Annotated in this window: 13 protein-coding genes and 1 pseudogene; 5 read left to right on the forward strand and 9 right to left on the reverse strand. The window is 70.7% G+C overall.

Annotation, left to right across the window (positions count from 1 at the left end):
- The first annotated feature begins 63 nt into the window (after positions 1–63).
- Positions 64–1,320: a serine hydrolase domain-containing protein gene (locus ABD369_RS28880; protein WP_344639494.1), complete on the forward strand. Its 1,257-nt coding sequence runs from the start codon at positions 64–66 to the stop codon at positions 1,318–1,320.
- Positions 1,321–1,520: 200 nt separating this feature from the next.
- On the opposite strand, the gene ABD369_RS28885 is transcribed toward ABD369_RS28880, so the two are convergent.
- Positions 1,521–2,189, reverse strand: a complete 669-nt coding sequence (locus tag ABD369_RS28885) for a TetR/AcrR family transcriptional regulator (RefSeq protein WP_344639495.1) — start codon at positions 2,187–2,189, stop codon at positions 1,521–1,523.
- Between the two features lie 388 nt (positions 2,190–2,577).
- Between ABD369_RS28885 and trxA the strand changes: the two genes are divergently transcribed.
- The 4 genes from trxA to ABD369_RS28905 all read left to right on the forward strand — a co-directional run bounded on the left by trxA (position 2,578) and on the right by ABD369_RS28905 (position 6,875).
- Positions 2,578–3,570 (forward strand): thioredoxin, encoded by a 993-nt coding sequence (gene trxA / locus ABD369_RS28890; RefSeq protein ID WP_344639496.1) that lies wholly within the window; start codon positions 2,578–2,580, stop codon positions 3,568–3,570.
- 672 nt (positions 3,571–4,242) lie between these two features.
- Positions 4,243–4,899, forward strand: coding sequence for a DUF6230 family protein (locus ABD369_RS28895; RefSeq protein ID WP_344639497.1), 657 nt, complete (start codon positions 4,243–4,245; stop codon positions 4,897–4,899).
- A gap of 126 nt (positions 4,900–5,025) precedes the next feature.
- Positions 5,026–5,595: a DUF6114 domain-containing protein gene (locus ABD369_RS28900; RefSeq protein WP_344639498.1), complete on the forward strand. Its 570-nt coding sequence runs from the start codon at positions 5,026–5,028 to the stop codon at positions 5,593–5,595.
- Entirely contained in the window at positions 5,592–6,875 is a 1,284-nt protein-coding gene (locus ABD369_RS28905) for a hypothetical protein (RefSeq protein WP_344639499.1), read from the forward strand. The genes ABD369_RS28900 and ABD369_RS28905 overlap by 4 nt, the downstream gene beginning before the upstream one ends.
- 77 nt (positions 6,876–6,952) lie before the next feature.
- Here ABD369_RS28905 and pyk read toward each other — a convergent pair whose 3' ends face one another.
- From pyk to ABD369_RS28945, 8 genes and pseudogenes are all read right to left on the reverse strand, one after another.
- Complete coding sequence (gene pyk / locus ABD369_RS28910; RefSeq protein ID WP_344639500.1) at positions 6,953–8,383, reverse strand: pyruvate kinase; 1,431 nt, start codon at positions 8,381–8,383, stop codon at positions 6,953–6,955.
- A 102-nt stretch (positions 8,384–8,485) separates the two neighbouring features.
- Positions 8,486–9,694 (reverse strand): acetate/propionate family kinase, encoded by a 1,209-nt coding sequence (locus ABD369_RS28915; RefSeq protein WP_344639501.1) that lies wholly within the window; start codon positions 9,692–9,694, stop codon positions 8,486–8,488.
- Positions 9,691–11,826 (reverse strand): phosphate acetyltransferase, encoded by a 2,136-nt coding sequence (gene pta, locus ABD369_RS28920; protein WP_344639502.1) that lies wholly within the window; start codon positions 11,824–11,826, stop codon positions 9,691–9,693. Before pta ends, ABD369_RS28915 begins: the two co-directional genes overlap by 4 nt.
- Before the next feature lie 196 nt (positions 11,827–12,022).
- Complete coding sequence (locus ABD369_RS28925; protein ID WP_344639503.1) at positions 12,023–12,937, reverse strand: undecaprenyl-diphosphate phosphatase; 915 nt, start codon at positions 12,935–12,937, stop codon at positions 12,023–12,025.
- Between the two features lie 153 nt (positions 12,938–13,090).
- Positions 13,091–15,511, reverse strand: coding sequence for a 1,4-alpha-glucan branching protein GlgB (gene glgB, locus ABD369_RS28930; RefSeq protein ID WP_344639504.1), 2,421 nt, complete (start codon positions 15,509–15,511; stop codon positions 13,091–13,093).
- Between the two features lie 70 nt (positions 15,512–15,581).
- Positions 15,582–17,072 (reverse strand): maltokinase N-terminal cap-like domain-containing protein, encoded by a 1,491-nt coding sequence (locus ABD369_RS28935; RefSeq protein WP_425557804.1) that lies wholly within the window; start codon positions 17,070–17,072, stop codon positions 15,582–15,584.
- 268 nt (positions 17,073–17,340) lie between these two features.
- The gene (gene treS, locus ABD369_RS28940) at positions 17,341–19,044 is read right to left on the reverse strand and encodes a maltose alpha-D-glucosyltransferase (protein ID WP_344639506.1); all 1,704 of its coding nucleotides are present in this window, start codon (positions 19,042–19,044) and stop codon (positions 17,341–17,343) included.
- Positions 19,041–19,400 (reverse strand): annotated as a pseudogene (locus ABD369_RS28945) (alpha-1,4-glucan--maltose-1-phosphate maltosyltransferase); the annotation flags it as partial. The gene treS and the pseudogene ABD369_RS28945, both read right to left, overlap by 4 nt.

Raw genomic sequence — 19,400 nt, forward strand, 5'->3', positions numbered from 1 at the left:
ACAGACTCGTGGTCGGGCCGGTCGATCGCCGGTCCGACCACGACCACCTCGGAGAGCTTTACCGTGAACTCCTCTGTCCGCCGCACCCGTTGGTCCACCGTGGCTGCCTCCGGCGCTCTGCTGGTCGCCCTTGCCGCGGGTATGGCCGCTCCTGCCTCCGCTGCCACCCCGGCCCCGGCGCCGGCCGCCGCCGCTGCCGCCGCCGCGCCGCTGCCGGGGCTCGACCCGGCCGAGCTCAAGGCGGCGATCAGCGGCCTGCCGAACGCGGACGTCACCGGTGCGCTGGTCCGGATCACCGGTAGCGCGGGCCACTGGTCGGGTACCTCGGGCGTGGGCGACCTGGAGACCGGTCAGGGCGTCCCGCAGAACGCGCACATCCGGATCGGCAGCATCTCCAAGGTCTTCACCGCCACGATCGTGCTCCAGCTCGCCGCCGAGCACCGGATCGACCTGGACAAGCCCGTCCAGCAGTACCTGCCGGGCGTCCTGCCCGCCGACATCCCACCGGTCAAGGTCGGCCAGCTGCTCGACCACACCAGCGGTCTGCCGCGCGGCGTCGCCACCCCGGACTTCGGCGACGGCAGCGCCGAGTGGTTCGCCGCCAACCGTCTCAAGAGCTTCACCCCGCAGCAGACGATCGATCTGATGGCCGGTCAGCCGATGGAGTTCGCGCCGGGCACCGCGCAGCAGTACAACGGGATGAACTACTACGTCGCCGGCATGCTGGTCGAGAAGATCACCGGGCACACCTTCGCCCACGAGGTGCAGTCCAGGATCACCCGTCCGCTCGGCCTGCACGACACCTACGTCCCGAACGCCGACGACCCGCGCCTGCCCGGCCCGCACTCCCACGGCTACCTGACCGTCAAGTCCGCGGACGGGACCACCCACCCCGTCGACGTCTCCGAGCAGAGCCCGTGGCCCTGGGCCGAGGGCGGCATGATCTCCACCCCCGCCGACCTCGACCGGTTCATCACCGAGCTCTTCCGCGGCCGCTTCCTCCCGCCCGCCCAGCAGGCCAAGCTCTTCACCGTCCCCGACGTCCCCAGCCACCACAGCAGCCAGTGCCGCACCGAGGCCGACGCCGGCCGGGCCTGCATGAGCATGGGCCTGATGCGGGTCAAGGCCTCCAACGGCGTCGTGGTCTGGGGCAAGACCGGCTCCCGCCCCGGCTACACCAGCGGCGTGTTCGCCACCCGCGACCTCGCCCGCAAGATCGTCTACTCCGTCAACCCCACCAACCTCAACGGCACCGAGGCTCCCTTCACCCTGAAGATCGCCGCGGCCTCCTTCGGCACCTTGGTCCCGGCGAAGAACTGACCCTCCGAAAGGGCTGGTTGACGATTCGCCCGCCTGAAGACCCGGCCGGCTGAAGAGTCGGCCACCTGAAGACCTGGCCGTCCACCGCGGGCCGGGCTCCGGAAGAACCCCCGGAGCCCGGCCCGCACGGTTGCCGGGGTCCGGCCGGCCCGCGTACGAGCCCGCGGGTGTCCGTCACCCCGGTCGTCGCCGGGGTGTGTTCAGCCCGCTTCCTGCGGATGTCCCAGCGGGCTGAGCAACAGGGTGGTGAAGCGGTGGATCCAGGCGGGGGTGATGGGGCGGCCGCTCACCAGCAGGCGGTGTTCGACGGTGCCCGCGATGGTGTCGAAGATGATGTCGATCTCCTCGGCGGCGGTGACCTCGTCGAGGTCGGGGCCGAGTTCGCCACGGGACTGGGCCTGGGCGCGGCCCTGCTGGACCAGGTACTTCTGCGGCTCGACGATGCGTTCGCGGATCCGGCGGCGCAGCTGGGGGTCGCGGGATCCCTCGGCGAACAGGGCGAGCAGCGCGGCCTGGGTCTCCGGGCGGGCCAGCAGGGTGGCGAACTGGGCGACCACGGCCTCGATGTCGGCACGCAGGCTGCCGAGGTCGACCATCTCCAGTTCGTCGAAGAGACTGGCGACCGCGTCGACCACCAGTTCGTTCTTGGACGGCCAGCGCCGGTAGAGGGTGGTCTTGGCGACGCCGGCCCGGGTGGCGACATCACCCATGGTCAGTCCGCCCCAGCCGAGTTCGGCGAGGGCCTCCCTGGTGGCATCGAGGATCGCCAGGTCGGCGGCTGCGCTGCGGGGGCGTCCCTTGCCTCGTGGGGGCGTGGCCGGGGGTGCGGCCTGGTCCGGGGCAACGGGCTGCTGGGTGGTGGGGGCCACCGAGCCTCCTTGCTAGGGCCGGTCGATGCGCGTCCTTGCGATCTACCGGTGAGTAACGTGGGTGGGTCCGGTAACCGTAGCGATTTGTCCACCCCCTGGCAGCGGCGCGTGCGGGAAAGTGGGACAGCTCACGTCCCGAGTTCCCGAGGGGGTCTTGCGGCACCGGGTCGGGATGCAGATACGCTACGACTCGTAGCGAAAGAGCGGCAACCACGCGCCATGACCCAGGGATCGGGCGGGCGCGCGGCGCGGGTGGGGATCCGCGCCGGCTCTTCGGCACGGCTGCGGTACGGGAGGGGGAACTCCCGAGGGGTGGGAAGCCGGTCCGGTGCGACCTTCTTCCGCCGGTTGGTGCACGTCACTCGCGCGGACGGGGGAGGATGGATCCATGCAGCCACGGAATTCGCGTCTCAACAGCTCCGCCCTGCGTGGTGCGGTCGACCTCGCCGCAGTGAAGGCGGCCGGTGAGGCCGCGCAGAAGGCCGAGCAGGCCAGGGCGGAGCGGGCCCGCCAGAACGCCGCCGCCGAGGCGGCCGGGATCGCCCCGCAGGGTGCGGCGTACCAGCTCGTCATCGATGTCACCGAGGAGACCTTCGAGACCGAGGTCGTGCAGCGCTCGACCGAGGTGCCGGTGGTCATCGACTTCTGGGCCGAGTGGTGCGGCCCGTGCAAGCAGCTCAGCCCGATCCTGGAGCGCCTCGCCGAGGAGTACGCCGGCCGGATCGTGCTCGCCAAGATCGATGTGGACGCCAACCAGCTGATCGCCCAGCAGTTCGGCATCCAGGGCATCCCGGCCGTGATGGCCGTGGTCGCCGGCCAGCTCGTCCCGCTCTTCCAGGGCGCCGAGAACGAGGCCAACGTCCGCAAGGTCCTGGACCAGCTGATCGCCGTCGCCGAGCAGCGCTTCGGCATCGTCGGCACTGCCGCCGCCCCCGACGGGGAGGCCCCCGCGGCTCCCCACCGGCCGGAGGACCCGGCGCTGGCCGCCGCACATGACGCGCTCGACCGCGGTGACCTGGGCGGCGCCGTCCAGGCCTACCAGAACGTGCTGGTCGACCAGCCCGGCAACATCGAGGCCAAGCTGGGCCTGGCCCAGGCGCAGCTGCTGCAGCGGGTCGAGTCGCTGGACCCGCAGCAGGTCCGCGCGGCGGCCGCCGCCGATCCGAAGGACGTCGCCGCCCAGCTGGACGCTGCCGACCTGGACCTGGTCGGCGGGCACGTCGAGGACGCCTTCGGCCGCCTGGTCGACACCGTCGGCAGGACCTTCGGCGAGGACCGGGACACCGCCCGGCTGCGACTGCTGGAGCTGTTCGAGGTGATCGGCACGGACGACCCGCGGGTGACGAAGGCGCGCAGTGCGCTCGCCCGGGTACTGTTCTGACGCTCGGTCAGGCAGTCGCCCGCGGCGGTCCGGTGGCACGGCGGGTGACCTGCGGTGCCGCCGGAGATTTGGCGACAAGCAGGCAGAAGCTGTGAGCTTTATCAAATCTTGACAATGTCCTACGGCGGTCACCACGGGTGACCGCCGTAGGTGTTTCGTCCGTGTTTCCAGCGAATTTCACTGATGTACACATGCTCGATTGTCGCTCTGCGTGACATTTTTCTCGATCTCATGATCGACGTCGAGCGCTGTTGGATTACCCGTCAGTAATGAACCCCTTGTGCTTCGCCCTGGTTTCAAGCACGATCAGCCACGCCCGGTCCCCTGCAAGGGGATCCCCATCGGGCAGCCGAAGGCCCGGTCCGGAGGCTTGAGGACAGGGGGGTGTCCGCGGATCCCACACGCGGTTCCTGTCCTTCTCGCGGTCGCGCATCCCCGCGCGGTCGCTGGTTGTCGCTCGGGGGTGATCGCCGGTGTCGTCGGTCGTACCCGCTGTCGCGAAGACAGCCGGTGCCTGGAACGGGTGTGCCGTGAATGCGGCCGGACCCGGGTCCGCCGATGCCCACGGCCTTCTCCGCTACCGAGGACGTAGCTCTCTCCCATCCCAGGCCCAGGCCGGTGCGCCAAGTGCCGGACGCGGTCGGAGATGTACGTCCTAGAAGGAGGACACGCATGTCCCAGACTTACGGCAAGACCCGCTGGAAGCGCTTCGCGCTGGTGATGGTGCCGAGCATCGCGGCCACCGCGGCGATCGGTGTCGGCCTGGCGAACAACGCGCTCGCGGCGTCGTTCAGCGTCTCCGGCCAGCAGTTCAAGGTCACCGCGGGCGACCTGGACGGCAAGAACTTCGCCCAGTACGGCAGCGTCGACTTCCAGGACAACAGCAACCACAAGGGCGCGCACCCGGTTGCTGTCTCGGCCTTCGATTCGGCCACCATCCACCACCTGTGCCAGTCCGTGAAGACCGACCTCCCGTTCGGCCTGGGCACCTGGGTCCTCAGGCTCCAGGCGGGCGACGGGCAGACGCCGGTCGAGGCCACGAACCTGATGATCGGCCTCGACTCCCTGAACGCGGACGCCACGTTCGACAACGGCTCCCCCGACACGGACCACGTCACGCCCGGTATCAACATCGGTCAGGACGCCTCGACCCTGCCGGGTAACGCCAAGGGCCAGGCAGGAGCCTTCGGCCAGGCGGCTCCGCACGCCCACCTGACCAACGTGCAGCAGACCGCCTGGTCCACGTCGGCCGGCACTTTCAAGCTCGCCGGTCTGCAGCTCCACGTCCACCAGCTTGACGGCAGCCAAAACGGCAGCGAGTGCTTCTAGGCCGCTGAGGAGGCCGACGGCGTGAGCCGCCGGCCTCCCGTGCTCCGCGACCGGGAGAGCCAGGCGGGCTGCTCCCGGCTGTATCACTAGTTCGTCCCCTCGTACCCATCATCGAGGAGCTGCACCATGTCCAGCGCAACTGCCAACGAGTGGCCCGCCGAAGCGGGCACCTTCAGCCGGGTGCGGCTGAGGTTTCGCACCTGGCGGCGCACCCGCCCGTTCTGGGCTGGCCTGCTGGCCGTGTTCGCCAGCTTCCCGATCCTCTACTTCCCTTACGCGCAGCTTCACTTGGGTCAGTTGACGATGTCGATGTCGACGACCGGTGGTGCCGGGTCGCTGCTCATCGGCGGGTTGCTGATCACGCTGGGCCTGACCGCGTGGTTCCAGCCGATGGTGCGGATCTTCTGCGGTGTGGCCGTCACGATCCTGTCCCTGGTCTCCGTGCCGGTTTCCAATCTGGGCGGCTTCGGCATGGGCCTGATCCTCGGACTGATCGCCGGCGGCCTGCTCTGCTCCTGGGCGCCGCTGAAGGAGCAGCCCGTTCCGGCGGGTGAGCCGATCGCGAACGCGGACGGCGCCACCGCGGAGTACGCTGCCGAGCCCGGTCCGGTGGCCGTCTCCGCACCGGCTGCGCCGCCGGTCGAGGCCGATCCGGTGGTGTCCGTCGAGAAGGCCGACCCCGAGGAGCAGCAGTGACCGCGGGGGAGCAGAGGCCCCTCGTCCGGGTGGTGGGCCCCCGGCATGCCGCACCTCGGGCCGGTCTGCGCGGCCATCTGTACGGCAAGGCGCTGGCCATCGCGGCGGTGCCGACCGCCCTGTTGATGGGCACGGTTCCGACCATCGCGATGGCCGACGTTCAGAAGGACAAGGCCTGTGCCACGGCTCCCGATACGGTGATCGACGAGACGCCGGTGCCGAAGAGCGAGATCACCCCGATCCCGGATCCCACGTCGACGTCCACGAAGGCAGCGACGCCGAGCGAACAACCCAACGCGCCCACCCGGCAGCCGACTTCGGCGGCCACGCCGACCACGACGCCGACGGCGACGCCCACGCCGACCGCGAGCATCGCCACCACGCACCCCAGACCCCAGCAGGCGGTGACTGCCAACTCTCCCGCTCCCAAGGCCGATTCGGTCCGCCCGGCCGGGATCCTGGACCCCATCCTCGACCCGATCCTGCACCTGGGCGGCCATCGGAGCCCGACTCCGACCCCCACCCCGTCGCCGAGGTCCACGCCGACCCCGACCGGCTCGGCCGCGCCCGCCCCGACCGTCACCGAGCCCCCCGCGCCCCGGGTTCCCGAGGCTCAGCTCCGGTCCGAGTCCCCGGCTGCCTCACAGACGCCCGCACAGGTCCCGAGCGGAAGCCCGTCGTCCGGCAGTCCCGAGCCCACCGCGACCCCCTCGCCGTCCGCCTCGCCCAGCAAGAACCCCAACTGCCAGGTGGACAGCCGGGGCCTGGCCGCCGCCGCGGCGGAACCGGGCCACGTCGTCCCGGAGCAGAACTGGACGCTGCACTCGTCCACCCTCGGTCTGTACGGGTCCAAGTTCTACGGCGTGGTGGACGTCCACACCGCTACCGGTACCAAGCGGGTGCTGAAGTTCAAGGTGGACCGGGTCGACATCGGCGATCTCGACATGTCGACACTGGAGGGCAACGGGATGACCTTCCACGTCAAGGGAGCCCCGGGCTCCACGTCCACCATGCGCGGCGATGAAGTGACCATGTACGTGGAGCGGCTCTCCGGTCACCTCAGCAAGATTCTCGGACTGCCCATCCCGATCGATCTGGGTGAGATCACGCTGACTCCGGACACCTTGCCGCAGTGGCTGTACGACCTGATCGGCAGCATCCCGATCCCGCTCGACCTGGAGCTGAAGAACGTCACCGCCGTCCAGGCCGGCCAGTTCGGCGGTGCACTGCACATCCCGGGCATGCGGATGTACAACGACAACCTGCCCTACGGCCAGTAGCACGCCGGAAACGTCCGTGGGGCGCCCCGCCGGAGACCGGAGGGGCGCCCCACGGGCGTTACAGGGCTACCGGGCCATTACTGCCCGGAGCGCGCACCCAGGTGGTGCACCTGGACCATGTTGGTGTTGCCGGGGATGCCGGGCGGCGAGCCGGCGGTGACGATGACCGTGTCGCCCTCCTTGAGCAGCTGCTTGCTCAGCAGCTCCTGGTCGACCTGGACCACCATCTCGTCGGTGGTGGCGACCTGCTCGGTCACGTGCGCCTCGACGCCCCAGCTCAGCGAGAGCTGGTTGCGGGTGGCGGCGTCCGGGGTGAAGGCGATCACCGGGATCGGCGAACGGTAGCGGGAGAGCCGACGGGCGGTGTCACCGGACTTGGTGAAGGCGACCAGCGACTTGGCGTGCAGGAAGTCGCCCAGCTCGCACGCGGCGCGGGCGATCGAACCGCCCTGGGTGCGCGGCTTGCGGCCCGGGTTCAGCGGCTGGAGGCCCTGCTCCAGCAGCTCCTGCTCGGCCTGCTCGGCGATCCGGCTCATGGTCTTGACCGTCTCGACCGGGTACTTGCCGACGCTGGACTCCGCGGAGAGCATGACCGCGTCCGTGCCGTCCAGGATGGCGTTGGCGACGTCCGAGACCTCGGCGCGGGTCGGCCGGGAGGCGTGGATCATCGACTCCATCATCTGGGTGGCGACGATGACCGGCTTGGCGTTCCGGCGGCAGAGCGTGATCAGCTTCTTCTGTACCAGCGGGACCTTCTCCAGCGGGTACTCGACGGCGAGGTCGCCACGGGCCACCATGACCGCGTCGAAGGCGAGGACGATCTCCTCCATGGCCTCGACGGCCTGCGGCTTCTCGATCTTGGCGATGACCGGGACGCGGATGCCGACCTCGTCCATCACCTTGTGGACGTCCTCGACGTCCGCGGCGTTGCGGACGAAGGACAGCGCGACCATGTCGACGCCCAGGCGGAGCGCGAAGCGCAGGTCGTCCTTGTCCTTCTCGGACAGGGCCGGCACGTTCACGGCCGCGCCGGGGAGATTGATCCCCTTGTTGTTCGAGAGCACGCCGCCCTCGACCACCACGGTCTTCACCCGCGGGCCGTCGACGCTGACGACCTCCAGGGCGATGACGCCGTCGTTGATCAGGATGGGGTCGCCGGGCTTCACATCGCCCGGGAGGCCCTTGTAGGTGGTGCCGCAGATGTGCTGGTCGCCCGGCACGTCCTCGGTGGTGATGGTGAACTCGTCGCCGTTGTCGACGGTGACCGGGCCGTTGGCGAAGGTCGCAAGTCGGATCTTCGGGCCCTGGAGGTCGGCCAGCACACCGATGGTGCGGCCGGTGTCCTCGGACACCTGGCGGACCTTGCGGTACCGCTCCTCGTGCTCGGCGTGCGAGCCGTGGCTCATGTTGAGTCGGGCGACGTTCATGCCCGCTTCGACGATGGCCTTCAGCTGTTCGTAGGAGTCCGTCGCCGGACCCAGGGTGCAGACAATTTTCGCTCGGCGCATATCGGTCAGTCTATCCGTTCGTGTTATAGGCGCATTTAGTGCGATTGCTGAGGTATCGCCAACGAACCATCTCGACGGGCGGGACGCCGGGCTGATACGCGCTCAGCTCGCAGCGCCCACCAGGGCGAAGGTCTGCTGTGCGATCTCCAGCTCCTCGTCCGTCGGCACCACGGCGACGGTGACCCGGGAGCATTCCGGGGAGATCACCCGGGCCTCGCCGGAGCGGACCGCGTTCAGCTCGGCGTCCACCGCGATGCCCAGTTCCTCCAGGCCCGCCATGGCCGCGGCCCGCACCGGCGCCGCGTTCTCGCCGACACCCGCGGTGAAGGCGATCGCGTCCACCCGGCCGAGTACCGCGTAGTAACCGCCGATGTACTTGCGCAGCCGGTGTATGTACGTGTCGAAGGCGAGCCCGGCGTCCGCGTCGCCGTCCTCGGCCCGGCGCATGATCTCGCGCATGTCGTTGTCCCCGCACAGGCCGAGCAGGCCGCTGCGGCGGTTCAGCAGGTCATCGATCTCGTCGATGCTCAGCCCGCCGACCCGGTGCAGGTGGAAGACCACGCCCGGGTCCACATCACCGGAACGGGTGCCCATGACCAGGCCCTCCAGCGGGGTCAGCCCCATCGAGGTGTCCACGCAGACACCGCCGGCGACGGCCGAGGCCGAGCCGCCGTTGCCCAGGTGCAGCACGATCACGTTGACCTCGGCCGGGTCCTTGCCGAGCAGTGCGGCGGTGGCCCGGGAGACGTACTGGTGCGAGGTGCCGTGGAAGCCGTAGCGTCGGACCTGGTGTTCGTCGGCCACCGCCTTGTCGATCGCGTACCGGGCCGCGTACTCGGGCATGTTCGCGTGGAAGGCGGTGTCGAAGACCGCCACCTGCGGCAGGTCGGGGCGCAGCTCGCGGGCCACCTCGATGCCGGTGATGTTGGCCGGGTTGTGCAGCGGGGCGAGCGGGATCAGCCGGCGGATCTCGGTGAGCACCTCGTCGGTGATCAGCGTCGGGGCGGTGAACCGCTTGCCGCCGTGCACCACCCGGTGGCCGATCGCGGCCAGCTCCGGCGAGTCCAGGCCGATCCCGTCGGCGGTCAGCTCCTCGGCGACCGCCTTGAGCGCGGCACCGTGGTCCGGGTAGACCTGCTCGGCCTCCCGCTTCACCCCGCCGCGCGGGGCGTGCACCAGCCGCCCGCCGGCCTCGCCGATCCGCTCCACCAGGCCCGAGGCCAGCCGGGAGCCGTCGAGCATGTCGATCAGCTGGTACTTGACCGACGAGGAGCCGGCGTTGAGGACGAGGACGCGGGTGCCGTTGCTCACTGGATCGTTCCTTCGGCGGCAGTGGGCGACTGGGACTGGATGGCCGTGATCGCGACCGTGTTGACGATGTCCTGGACCAGGGCGCCGCGGGAGAGGTCGTTGACCGGCTTGCGCAGGCCCTGGAGCACCGGGCCGACCGCCACGGCGCCGGCCGAGCGCTGCACGGCCTTGTAGGTGTTGTTGCCGGTGTTGAGGTCCGGGAAGATCAGCACGGTCGCCCGGCCGGCCACCGCGGAGCCCGGCAGCTTGGTGGCCGCGACGCGGGCGTCCACCGCGGCGTCGTACTGGATCGGGCCCTCGACCAGGATGTCCGGGCGCAGCTCGCGGACCAGCTCGGTGGCCCTGCGGACCTTGTCCACGTCCGCGCCGGAGCCCGAGGTGCCGGTCGAGTACGAGAGCATCGCGACCCTCGGCTCGACCCCGAACTGGGCGGCGGTCTCGGCGGACTGGACGGCGATGTCGGCCAGCTGCTGGGCGTCCGGGTCCGGGTTCACCGCGCAGTCGCCGTAGACCAGCACCTTGTCGGCCAGGCACATGAAGAAGACCGAGGAGACGATCGAGGCGCCCGGCGAGGTCTTGATCACCTCGAAGGCGGGGCGGATGGTCGCGGCGGTGGAGTGCACCGCGCCGGAGACCATGCCGTCGGCGATGCCCTCCTGCACCATCAGGGTGCCGAAGTAGGAGACGTCCGTGACCACGTCCAGGGCCAGCTCGACCGTCATGCCCTTGTGTGCGCGCAGCTCGGCGTACAGCTCGGCGAACCGCTGGCGCAGCGGGCTGCTCGCCGGGTCGACGATCCGCACCTGGGCGCGGTCGGTGCCGTCGTCCTGCGGGAGGTCGATGCCCAGGCTCGCGGCTCTGCGGCGGATCGCCTCCGGCTCGCCGAGCAGGGTGAGGTCGCAGATGTTGCGGCGCAGCAGGATCTCGGCGGCCCGCAGCACCCGCTCCTCGGTGCCCTCGGGCAGCACCACGTGCCGGCGGTCGCCACGGGCGCGCTCCAGCAACTCGTGCTCGAACATCATCGGGGTGACCCGCTCGGACCGGCTCAGCTCGATCCGCTTGGTCAACTCTGCGGTGTCCACGTGGAGTTCGAACAGGCCGAGGGCGATATCGGCCTTCCGCGGGCTGGCCGGGCCGAGTCGGCCCTCAAGGTGGGTCAGCGTGGCGGCGGTGGGCCAGCTGCCCTCGGGGACCACCGCGACCGGGGTGCCGGGGGCGAGCCGGGCGGCCAGCGCCATCACGTTGGGGCCCGGGTGCTGGCCGAGGGTGAGCAGCACGCCCGCGATCGGCGGGGCGCCGGCGGCGTGCGCGGCCAGCGAGCCCACCACCAGGTCGGCGCGGTCCCCGGGGGTGACCACCAGGGCGCCCTCGGTCAGCGCGTCCAGGAAGGTCGGCAGCATCGCGCCGCCGAAGACGAAGGAGCGCACGTCCCGGGTGAGGCCGGCCGCGTCGCCGAGCAGCACCTCGGCGTCGGTCGCCTCCACCAGCTGCGCCACGGTCGGCGCGGCCAGCGCCGGCTCCTCGGGGATCACGTAGGAGGGGATCGGGAGCTTCTCCGAGAGCGCCCGCTGGACCTGCTGCTTGATGCCGGGCGCGACCCGGTTGGCGATCATCGCCAGGGTCGAGCAGCCCAGGTCCAGGTAGGCCCGGTGGGCGCCCAGGACCTCGGCGATCACGGCCTGCGGGTCCTCGTCGTGGCCGCCGACCACCGGGAGCACCCAGGCGCCGAACTCGTTCGCCAGCCGGGCGTTGAAGGCCAGCTCGTCCGGGATGTTGGTACCGGCGAAGTCCGTGCCGAGCACCAGCACCGCCTGGCACTTGCGCTCCACCGCGCGGAACCGGTCCACCAGGGCGGACACCAGCTCCTCCTGGCCCTGCGCGGCCTGCAGCGCGGCGGCCTCCTCGTAGGTCAGCCCGTACAGCTCGGCGGGCGACAGATCCAGGCGGTACCGGTCGCGGAGCAGTTCGACCACGTGGTCGGTGCCGTTCTCGCCGGGGGCCGCGGCGTGCACCAGCGGTCGGAAGACGCCGACCCGGTCCACCTGGCGGGTGAGCAGTTCCATGACCCCGAGTTCCACGGCCTGCCGGCCGTCCCCCCGGTCGATCCCGGTCACGTACACGCTGCGCGCCACGTGGCAATCTCCGTTTCGTCGGCATGGTCAGCAGGAAGAAGACATATCGACCATACCTTCGAGCCCGGCGTGCCCGCCGGGGTCTGCTCCAACCTCCGAACGCAAGGGACCAAAGTCCCGATCCCGGATCACGGTCGGGCGGGGTCGGGGGCGGACACCGCGTCCCGGGGGCGCCCGGCCGGAGGTTGAGCCGGGCCTAGAAGTTCAGCCAGACAAGGCAACCGAGCCCGGCGAGGGTGCAGTAGAGCGCGAACGGCGTCATGCTGCGGCTCTCGAAGTACTTGGTGAGGAAGCGGACCGAGACGTACCCGGCGGCGAAGGCGGCCACGCTGCCGGCCAGCAGCGGACCGCGCACGGCGGAGTTCTCCGGCTTGAGCAGCTCCGGCAGCTTGAGCGCGGACGCGGCCAGGATGACCGGAGTGGCGAGCAGGAAGGAGAAGCGGGCAGCGTCCTCGTGGCCCAGGCCGCGCAGCACGCCGGCGCTCATGGTGACGCCGGAGCGGCTGATCCCGGGGAGGAGGGCGAGGATCTGCGCGGCCCCGATCCAGGCGCCCTGGCGGTAGTTCAGCCGGGCGAGCCGGCGGTCGGACTCCAGCTCGGGATCGCTGTCCGGGGCGTGGCCGGCGGACTGCCCGGCCCGGCGGCGGCCGGTGCCGCCGCGCTTGAGCCGCTCGGCGCCGAGCAGTACCAGGCCGTTCAGTGCGAGGAAGATCGCCGCCGGCGTGGGCTTGCCGAGGGCGTCGCGCAGCAGGTGGTCCAACGCGAGCCCGGCGATGCCGACCGGGATGGTGGAGATCACCAGCAGCCAGGCCAGCTTCTGGTCCGGAGAGGCGACCTCGCGGTTGCGGATCGAGCTGAACAGGCCCTTGATGATCCTGATCCAGTCCCGCCGGAAGAACACCACCAGGGCCAGCGCGGTGGCCAGGTGCAGGCCGACCAGCACCGAGAGGTACGGCGAGCCGTCCGCGGTGACGTCCAGGTCGGTCTTGGTCTGCCCGCCGATCAGCGCGGGTATCAGGATGCTGTGGCCCAGGCTGGACACCGGGAAGAGCTCGGTGACGCCCTGCAGCAGGCCCACACCGACGGATTCCAGGTAGGTCAGGGACGACATCACACACTCTCGGCTCTGAGATACGGCTCTCGATGGGCGCGACCACGCACCTCGACGGGTGTTCAGGGGTCGGCTCCCGCGAACGTACTACAGCGCCGTAGACACCTGGACGTCGTTCCCTGACTGTTTACCGACTGCTCATCGCGGGGCCAATCAGACGGGCCGCAGCCAGACCGTGGCCAGCGGCGGCACGATCAGCTCGGCGCTGCGGGGCTGCCCGTTCCACGGGGTGGTCTCGGCCTTGATGGGCTGGGAGTTGGCGATGCCGCTGCCGCCGTAGACCTCGGCGTCGGTGTTGAGCACCTCCTTCCAGAGCTGGTCGGGGCCCGGCAGCGAGGGCAGGCCGACCCGGTGGCCGTGCCGGACGACGGGGGAGAAGTTGCTGATCGCGACCAGCGGAGAGCCGTCGGCTGCGTAGCGCACGAAGGCGAACAGGTTGTCGTCGGCCGCGCCGCCGTCCAGCCAGCGGAAGCCGCCGGGGGTGGTGTCCTGCTCCCAGAGGGCGGGGGTGTCGCGGTAGACCCGGTTGAGCTCGCGCACCAGCCGCTGGACGCCCAGGTGACCCCCGGCGGCCGGCCACTGCTCGTCCAGCACCCACCACTGCGGTCCGCTCTCGTGGTGCCACTCCGCGCCCTGGGCGAACTCCTGTCCCATGAAAAGGAGTTGCTTGCCGGGGTGGGACCACATGAAGCCGAGGTAGGCGCGGTGGTTGGCGCGCTGCTGCCACCAGTCGCCGGGCATCTTGGCGACCAGGGCCTGCTTCCCGTGCACCACCTCGTCGTGCGAGATCGGCAGGATGTAGTTCTCCGAGTACGCGTACACCATCGAGAAGGTCATCTCGTTGTGGTGGTACTTGCGGTGCACCGGGTCCTTGGACATGTAGACCAGCGAGTCGTGCATCCAGCCCATGTTCCACTTCAGCCCGAAGCCCAGGCCCCCGCTGTGGGTGGGCCGGGTGACGCCGTCCCAGGCGGTGGACTCCTCGGCGATGGTGATCACGCCTGGGCAGCGGCGGTAGACGGTCGCGTTCATCTCCTGGAGGAAGGAGGCGGCGTCCAGGTTCTCCCGCCCGCCGTACTGGTTGGGGTTCCAGTCGCCGCCCTCGCGGGAGTAGTCGAGGTAGAGCATCGAGGCGACCGCGTCCACCCGCAGGCCGTCGATGTGGAACTCCTCGCACCAGTACACGGCGTTGGCGACCAGGAAGTTGCGCACCTCGGTGCGGCCGTAGTCGAACTCCAGGGTGCCCCAGTCGGGGTGCTCGGCGCGCAGCGGGTCGGCGGGTTCGTACAGCGGCTCGCCGTCGAAGCGGGCGAGCGCGAAGTCGTCCTTGGGGAAGTGCGCGGGCACCCAGTCGACGATCACACCGATGCCGTGCCGGTGCAGGGTGTCGATCAGGTACCTGAAGTCGTCCGGGCTGCCGAGCCGGGCGGTGGGGGCGTAGAAGCCGGAGACCTGGTAGCCCCAGGAACCGCCGAAGGGGTGCTCCATCACCGGCATGAACTCCACGTGGGTGAAGCCCAGGTCCTCGAGGTAGCCGGGGAGCTCGGCGGCGATCTCGCGGTAGCCGGTGAGGTCGGGGCGCCAGGAGGGCAGGTGCAGCTCGTACACCGACATGGGCGCGCGGTGGTGTACGGAGTGCGCCCGGCGCGCCATCCACTCGGCGTCCTGCCACTCGTGCCGGGAGACGGTCACCACCGAGGCGGTGTCCGGCGGGCACTGGGCGGCCCGGGCCAGCGGGTCGGCCTTCTTCAGCACCCAGCCCTGCCGGGTGTGGATCTCGTACTTGTACCTGGCGCCCTCGCCCAGGTCCGGGACGAACAGTTCCCAGACGCCGGAGGAACCCAGCGAGCGCATCGGGTGCCCGGTGCCGTCCCAGTGGTTGAAGTCGCCGATCAGCCGGACCCCGACGGCGTTCGGTGCCCACACCGCGAAGGCGGTGCCGCGGACGCCGTCCACCTCCCGGACGTGCGAGCCGAGCGCCCGCCAGAGCTGCTCGTGCCGGCCCTCGGAGATCAGGTGCAGATCGAGCTCGCCGAGGGTGGGCCCGGTCCGGTAGCCGTCGTGCTGCGGCAGCGGCCCGCCGCCGCCGGGGTAACTGACCTGCAGCCGGTACGGCGGGATGACGCGGCCCGGCAGCAGACCGGTGAACAGGCCGCCCTGCAGGTGGGTCAGCTCGGCCGGGCCGTGCTCGGTCTCCACCACCACCCGTTCGGCGAACGGGCGCAGCACCCGGATCGCGATCCCCTCGGCGGTGACGTGCGCGCCGAGCAGCGAGTGCGGGTCGTGGTGCTCGCCGCGCAGCAGCCGCTCGATCTCGGCCGGTGGCAGCGGCGCCTCCGGGAGGCGCAGCGCCGCCGGTGCCGCTTCGGGGCGCTCGGCCTGCTCGGGCCGCTCCGGGACGGTGGGGGCCGGAGCGGGCGACGGTGCCCGGTCCGGTGCCGTAGGCCGTGCCGTCGGCGCCGGGGCGGCGGCCTTGGACTGAGCACTGTCGCCGGACCTTCCGGTCCGCCCTGGCAGGAAGGTGGCGGGCACCGCGGGCTTGGAGCGGTCGGGCTTCGGGCCGAGCGGGGTCACGGCGGAGTCCTCCTGGGCATCGGATGTCGGGGGACCGGGCGGGCCGACCCCCGTGGTGTAGTGGGGGTGGTCAGACGGTCAGGGCCAGGCGGTTGATGGCGGCCAGCGGGATGGGCAGCCAGCTGGGCCGGTGCCGCGCCTCGTAGACCACCTCGTAGACCGCCTTGTCGATCTCCAGCGCGCGCATCAGCTCCGGCGAGGCGGACGGGTCGCTCCCGCCGCCCGCGGTGTAGCCCGCGCAGTACGCCGTCCGGTTGCGGCCCGCCCAGGCCGCCGCCAGGTGGGCGAGTTCGGGATCGGGTGGCGCACCGGCCAGCAGATGGGCGGCGGCGTAGTCGAAGGAGCGGAGCATCGCGGCGACGTCCCGCAGCGCGGGCTGCGGCAGCCGCCGCTCGGCGAGCGGCTTGGCGGGCTCGCCCTCGAAGTCCAGCAGGACCCAGCCGTGCGGGGTGCGCATGGCCTGGCCGAGGTGGAGGTCGCCGTGGATGCGCTGCACCGGCAGCCCGTCCAGGTGGTCGGCGGTCAGCTGACGGAAGGCGGTGCGCAGCGCGGCCCGGTAGCGCAGCAGGCCGGGGACGGCGGCCACGGCGCTGTCCAGCCGTTCGGCCATCGCTCCGGCCATCAGGCTGATCTGGGCGCGGTCGAGCCGGGCCACCGGCATGGACCTGGCCAGCACCCGGTGCACCTCGGCGGTGGCCCGGCCGAGTCGGTGCGCCTCGATCGCGAAGTTGCCCGGGGACGGGTCGCCCTTGAGCCTGGCGACCTGGTCCAGGGCGAGCTCCCAGCCGTCCTCGGCGTCCGGGAGGTAGCGCTGGAGCAGGCCGAGGGTGGCCGGTTCCGATCGCTCCAGCCGGCACTCGAACCAGGCGGCGACCCGGGGGATCCGGGTGGAGCCGGCCCGGGAGAGGGCGAGCGAGAGCTCCAGGTCCGGGTTGGTACCGGGGCTGATCCGGCGGAAGAGCTTGAGGATGAAGGCGGTGCCGTAGATCACCGAGGTGTTGGACTGCTCGGCGGTGGAGGCCCGTCCCGGCAGGTTGCCCGGCAGTCCGGGGCCCGGGGTGCGGCGGAAGGAGAGCGAGCCGAACCGGTCACCGGTGGCCATGTGTTCGAGCAGACGGCCGGTCAGCTCGGGGTCGTGCACCGCGTCGTAGACCAGCGCGCCGTCGTGCTGGCCGCCGCTGAGCCGTCCCAGCACCGCGGAGGGGGCGATCGAGTTCGGCGGCTGCGAGCGGATGCCCAGCAGCAGCTGGTAGATGTCGCCGTACGCGGCGGAGCCGTCGCCGGCGTGCTCGACCCTGAGTAGTAGGTGCAGCAGGGTCGGGTCGCCGACTTGGAGCGGCGTGCCCACCACCGGGGTGAGGCCGGTGATGGCGCGCCCCTTGCCCGCGTACCACCGCTGGCCGGGCAGCCAGGCGGCGATCAGCGGCAGCGCGGCCTGGACCAGTTCGCTGACCCCGGGGCTGGTCCTCCGCACCCCGGTGCTGCGCGTCCCGACGGGCCCGGTGGCCGGCTGTGCGGGATCGCTTTGCACATGGGCTTGAGAACGGGAGGTTTCGGACATGACTCCCTTTCCCCGGAAGCGGGCCGACTGCCCGACGGGTCTGGCCGGGTCCGTCAGTCTTCCGGATTTCGGCGGCGCGGCGGCGACGGCACGCGAGGTGGGCTCGGGTGTCACGCCATAGTGTGGGTGGCCGTTGGGCTGTTAGCCGTACGCGGTGGTGCAGAGAGAACCCGGGGGCGCGGGTGGTGGTTCGCGCGCCCCCGGGGGGTGGAACCTGATGGATCGTTACTTCGCGGCCGTCTCCCGGCGGCCGCCGCTCCCGCCGGCCTTACCTGGCACGGGGGTTGCGCAGTTGGAACCAGTAGAAGCCGTGTCCCGCCAGGGTGAGCAGGTAGGGCCATTCGCCGATGGACGGGAAGCGCACGCCCCCGATCAGCTCGACCGGGTACCGCCCCCCGTAACGCCGCAGGTCCAGTTCGGTCGGCTGCGCGAACCGCGAGAAGTTGTTCACGCACATGACCAGGTCGCCCTCGTGCTCGCGCACGAAGGCCAGCACCGCGGGATTGCTGGAGGGCAGCTCGGTGTAGCTGCCGAGGCCGAACGCGGGGTTGAGCTTGCGGATCTCGATCATGCGACGCGTCCAGTGCAGCAGGGAGGACGAACTGCTCTGCTGCGCCTCGACGTTGGTCACCTGGTAGCCGTACACCGGATCCATGATGGGCGGCAGACTGAGCCTGCCCGGGTCGGCGGAGGAGAAACCCGCGTTGCGGTCGGGCGTCCACTGCATGGGGGTGCGGACGCCGTCCCGGTCGCCCAGCCAGATGTTGTCGCCCATCCCGATCTCGTCGCCGTAGTAGAGCACCGGCGAGCCCGGCAGTGACAGCAGCAGGGCGGTGAAGAGTTCGATCTGGTTGCGGTCGTTCTCCAGCAAGGGGGCGAGCCGGCGGCGGATGCCCACGTTGGCCCGCATCCGCGGGTCCTTGGCGTACTCCGCGTACATGTAGTCGCGCTCCTCGTCGGTGACCATCTCCAGGGTCAACTCGTCGTGGTTGCGCAGGAAGATCCCCCACTGGCAGCCGGAGGGGATGGTCGGCGTCTTGGCGAGGATCTCGGAGACCGGGTAGCGCGACTCCCGGCGCACGGCCATGAAGATCCGCGGCATCACCGGGAAGTGGAACGCCATGTGGCACTCGTCGCCGCCGGAGCCGAAGTCGCCGAAGTAGTCGACCACGTCCTCGGGCCACTGGTTGGCCTCGGCCAGCAGCACGGTGTCCGGGTAGTCGGCGTCGATCTCCTTGCGGACCCGCTTCAGGAAGTCGTGGGTCTCCGGCAGGTTCTCGCAGTTGGTGCCCTCGCGCGCGAACAGGTACGGCACCGCGTCGAGCCGGAAGCCGTCGATGCCGAGGTCCAGCCAGAACCGCAGGGCCGCGATCACCTCCTCCTGCACCCGCGGGTTGTCGTAGTTGAGGTCGGGCTGGTGCGAGAAGAACCGGTGCCAGAAGTACTGCTTGCGGACCGGGTCGTAGGTCCAGTTGCTGGTCTCGGTGTCGACGAAGATGATCCGGGCGTCGGGGTACTGCTTGTCGTCGTCAGCCCAGACGTAGAAGTCACCGTACGGTCCGTCAGGATCGTTGCGGGAGGCCTGGAACCACGGGTGCTGGTCGCTGGTGTGGTTCATCACGAAGTCGATGATCACGCGCATGCCGCGCTTGTGGGCGGCGTCGACGAACTCCACGAAGTCGGCCAGGTCGCCGAACTCCGGCAGCACCGACTTGTAGTCGGCCACGTCGTAGCCGCCGTCGCGCAGCGGGGAGGCGAAGAAGGGTGGCAGCCAGAGGCAGTCCACGCCGAGCCACTGGAGGTAGTCCAGCTTGGAGGTGAGCCCCTTGAGGTCGCCGATCCCGTCGCCGTTGCTGTCCTGGAAGGAGCGGACCAGGACCTCGTAGAAGACCGCGCGTTTGAACCACTCGGGGTCCAGGTTCCTGGGGGAGGTTTCGGCGAAGGTGTCGGCGACGGGCTCGTTGACTGTCACTGAGGGTTCCTCCGAACCGTGAGGATGTGGGCCGGGCCCGTGGCGGGGTCGAGTCGGACGTAGTTGTGCCTGGCCCAGGTGTAGGCGGCGCCGGTGAGTTCGTCGTGCACGCTCAAGCTGTGGTCGCTGTCGAGGGTCACGGTCGCTTCCTGGGCGTGGTGGGGGTCGAGGTTGACCACGGTGATGACGTGGTCGGTCAGGCCGTCCGGGGTGGTGGCCTTCTTCGAGTAGGCGAGGATGCGGTCGTTGTCGGTCCCGTGGAAGGTGATGTTCCGTAGTTGCTGGAGGGCGGGGTGGCGGCGGCGGAGCCGGTTGAGGGTGGTGATCAGGGGGGTGAGGGTGTCGGGGCCGCTCCA

The organism is Kitasatospora cystarginea (assembly GCF_039533515.1).
GTDB classification, from domain to species: Bacteria; Actinomycetota; Actinomycetes; order Streptomycetales; family Streptomycetaceae; genus Kitasatospora; species Kitasatospora cystarginea.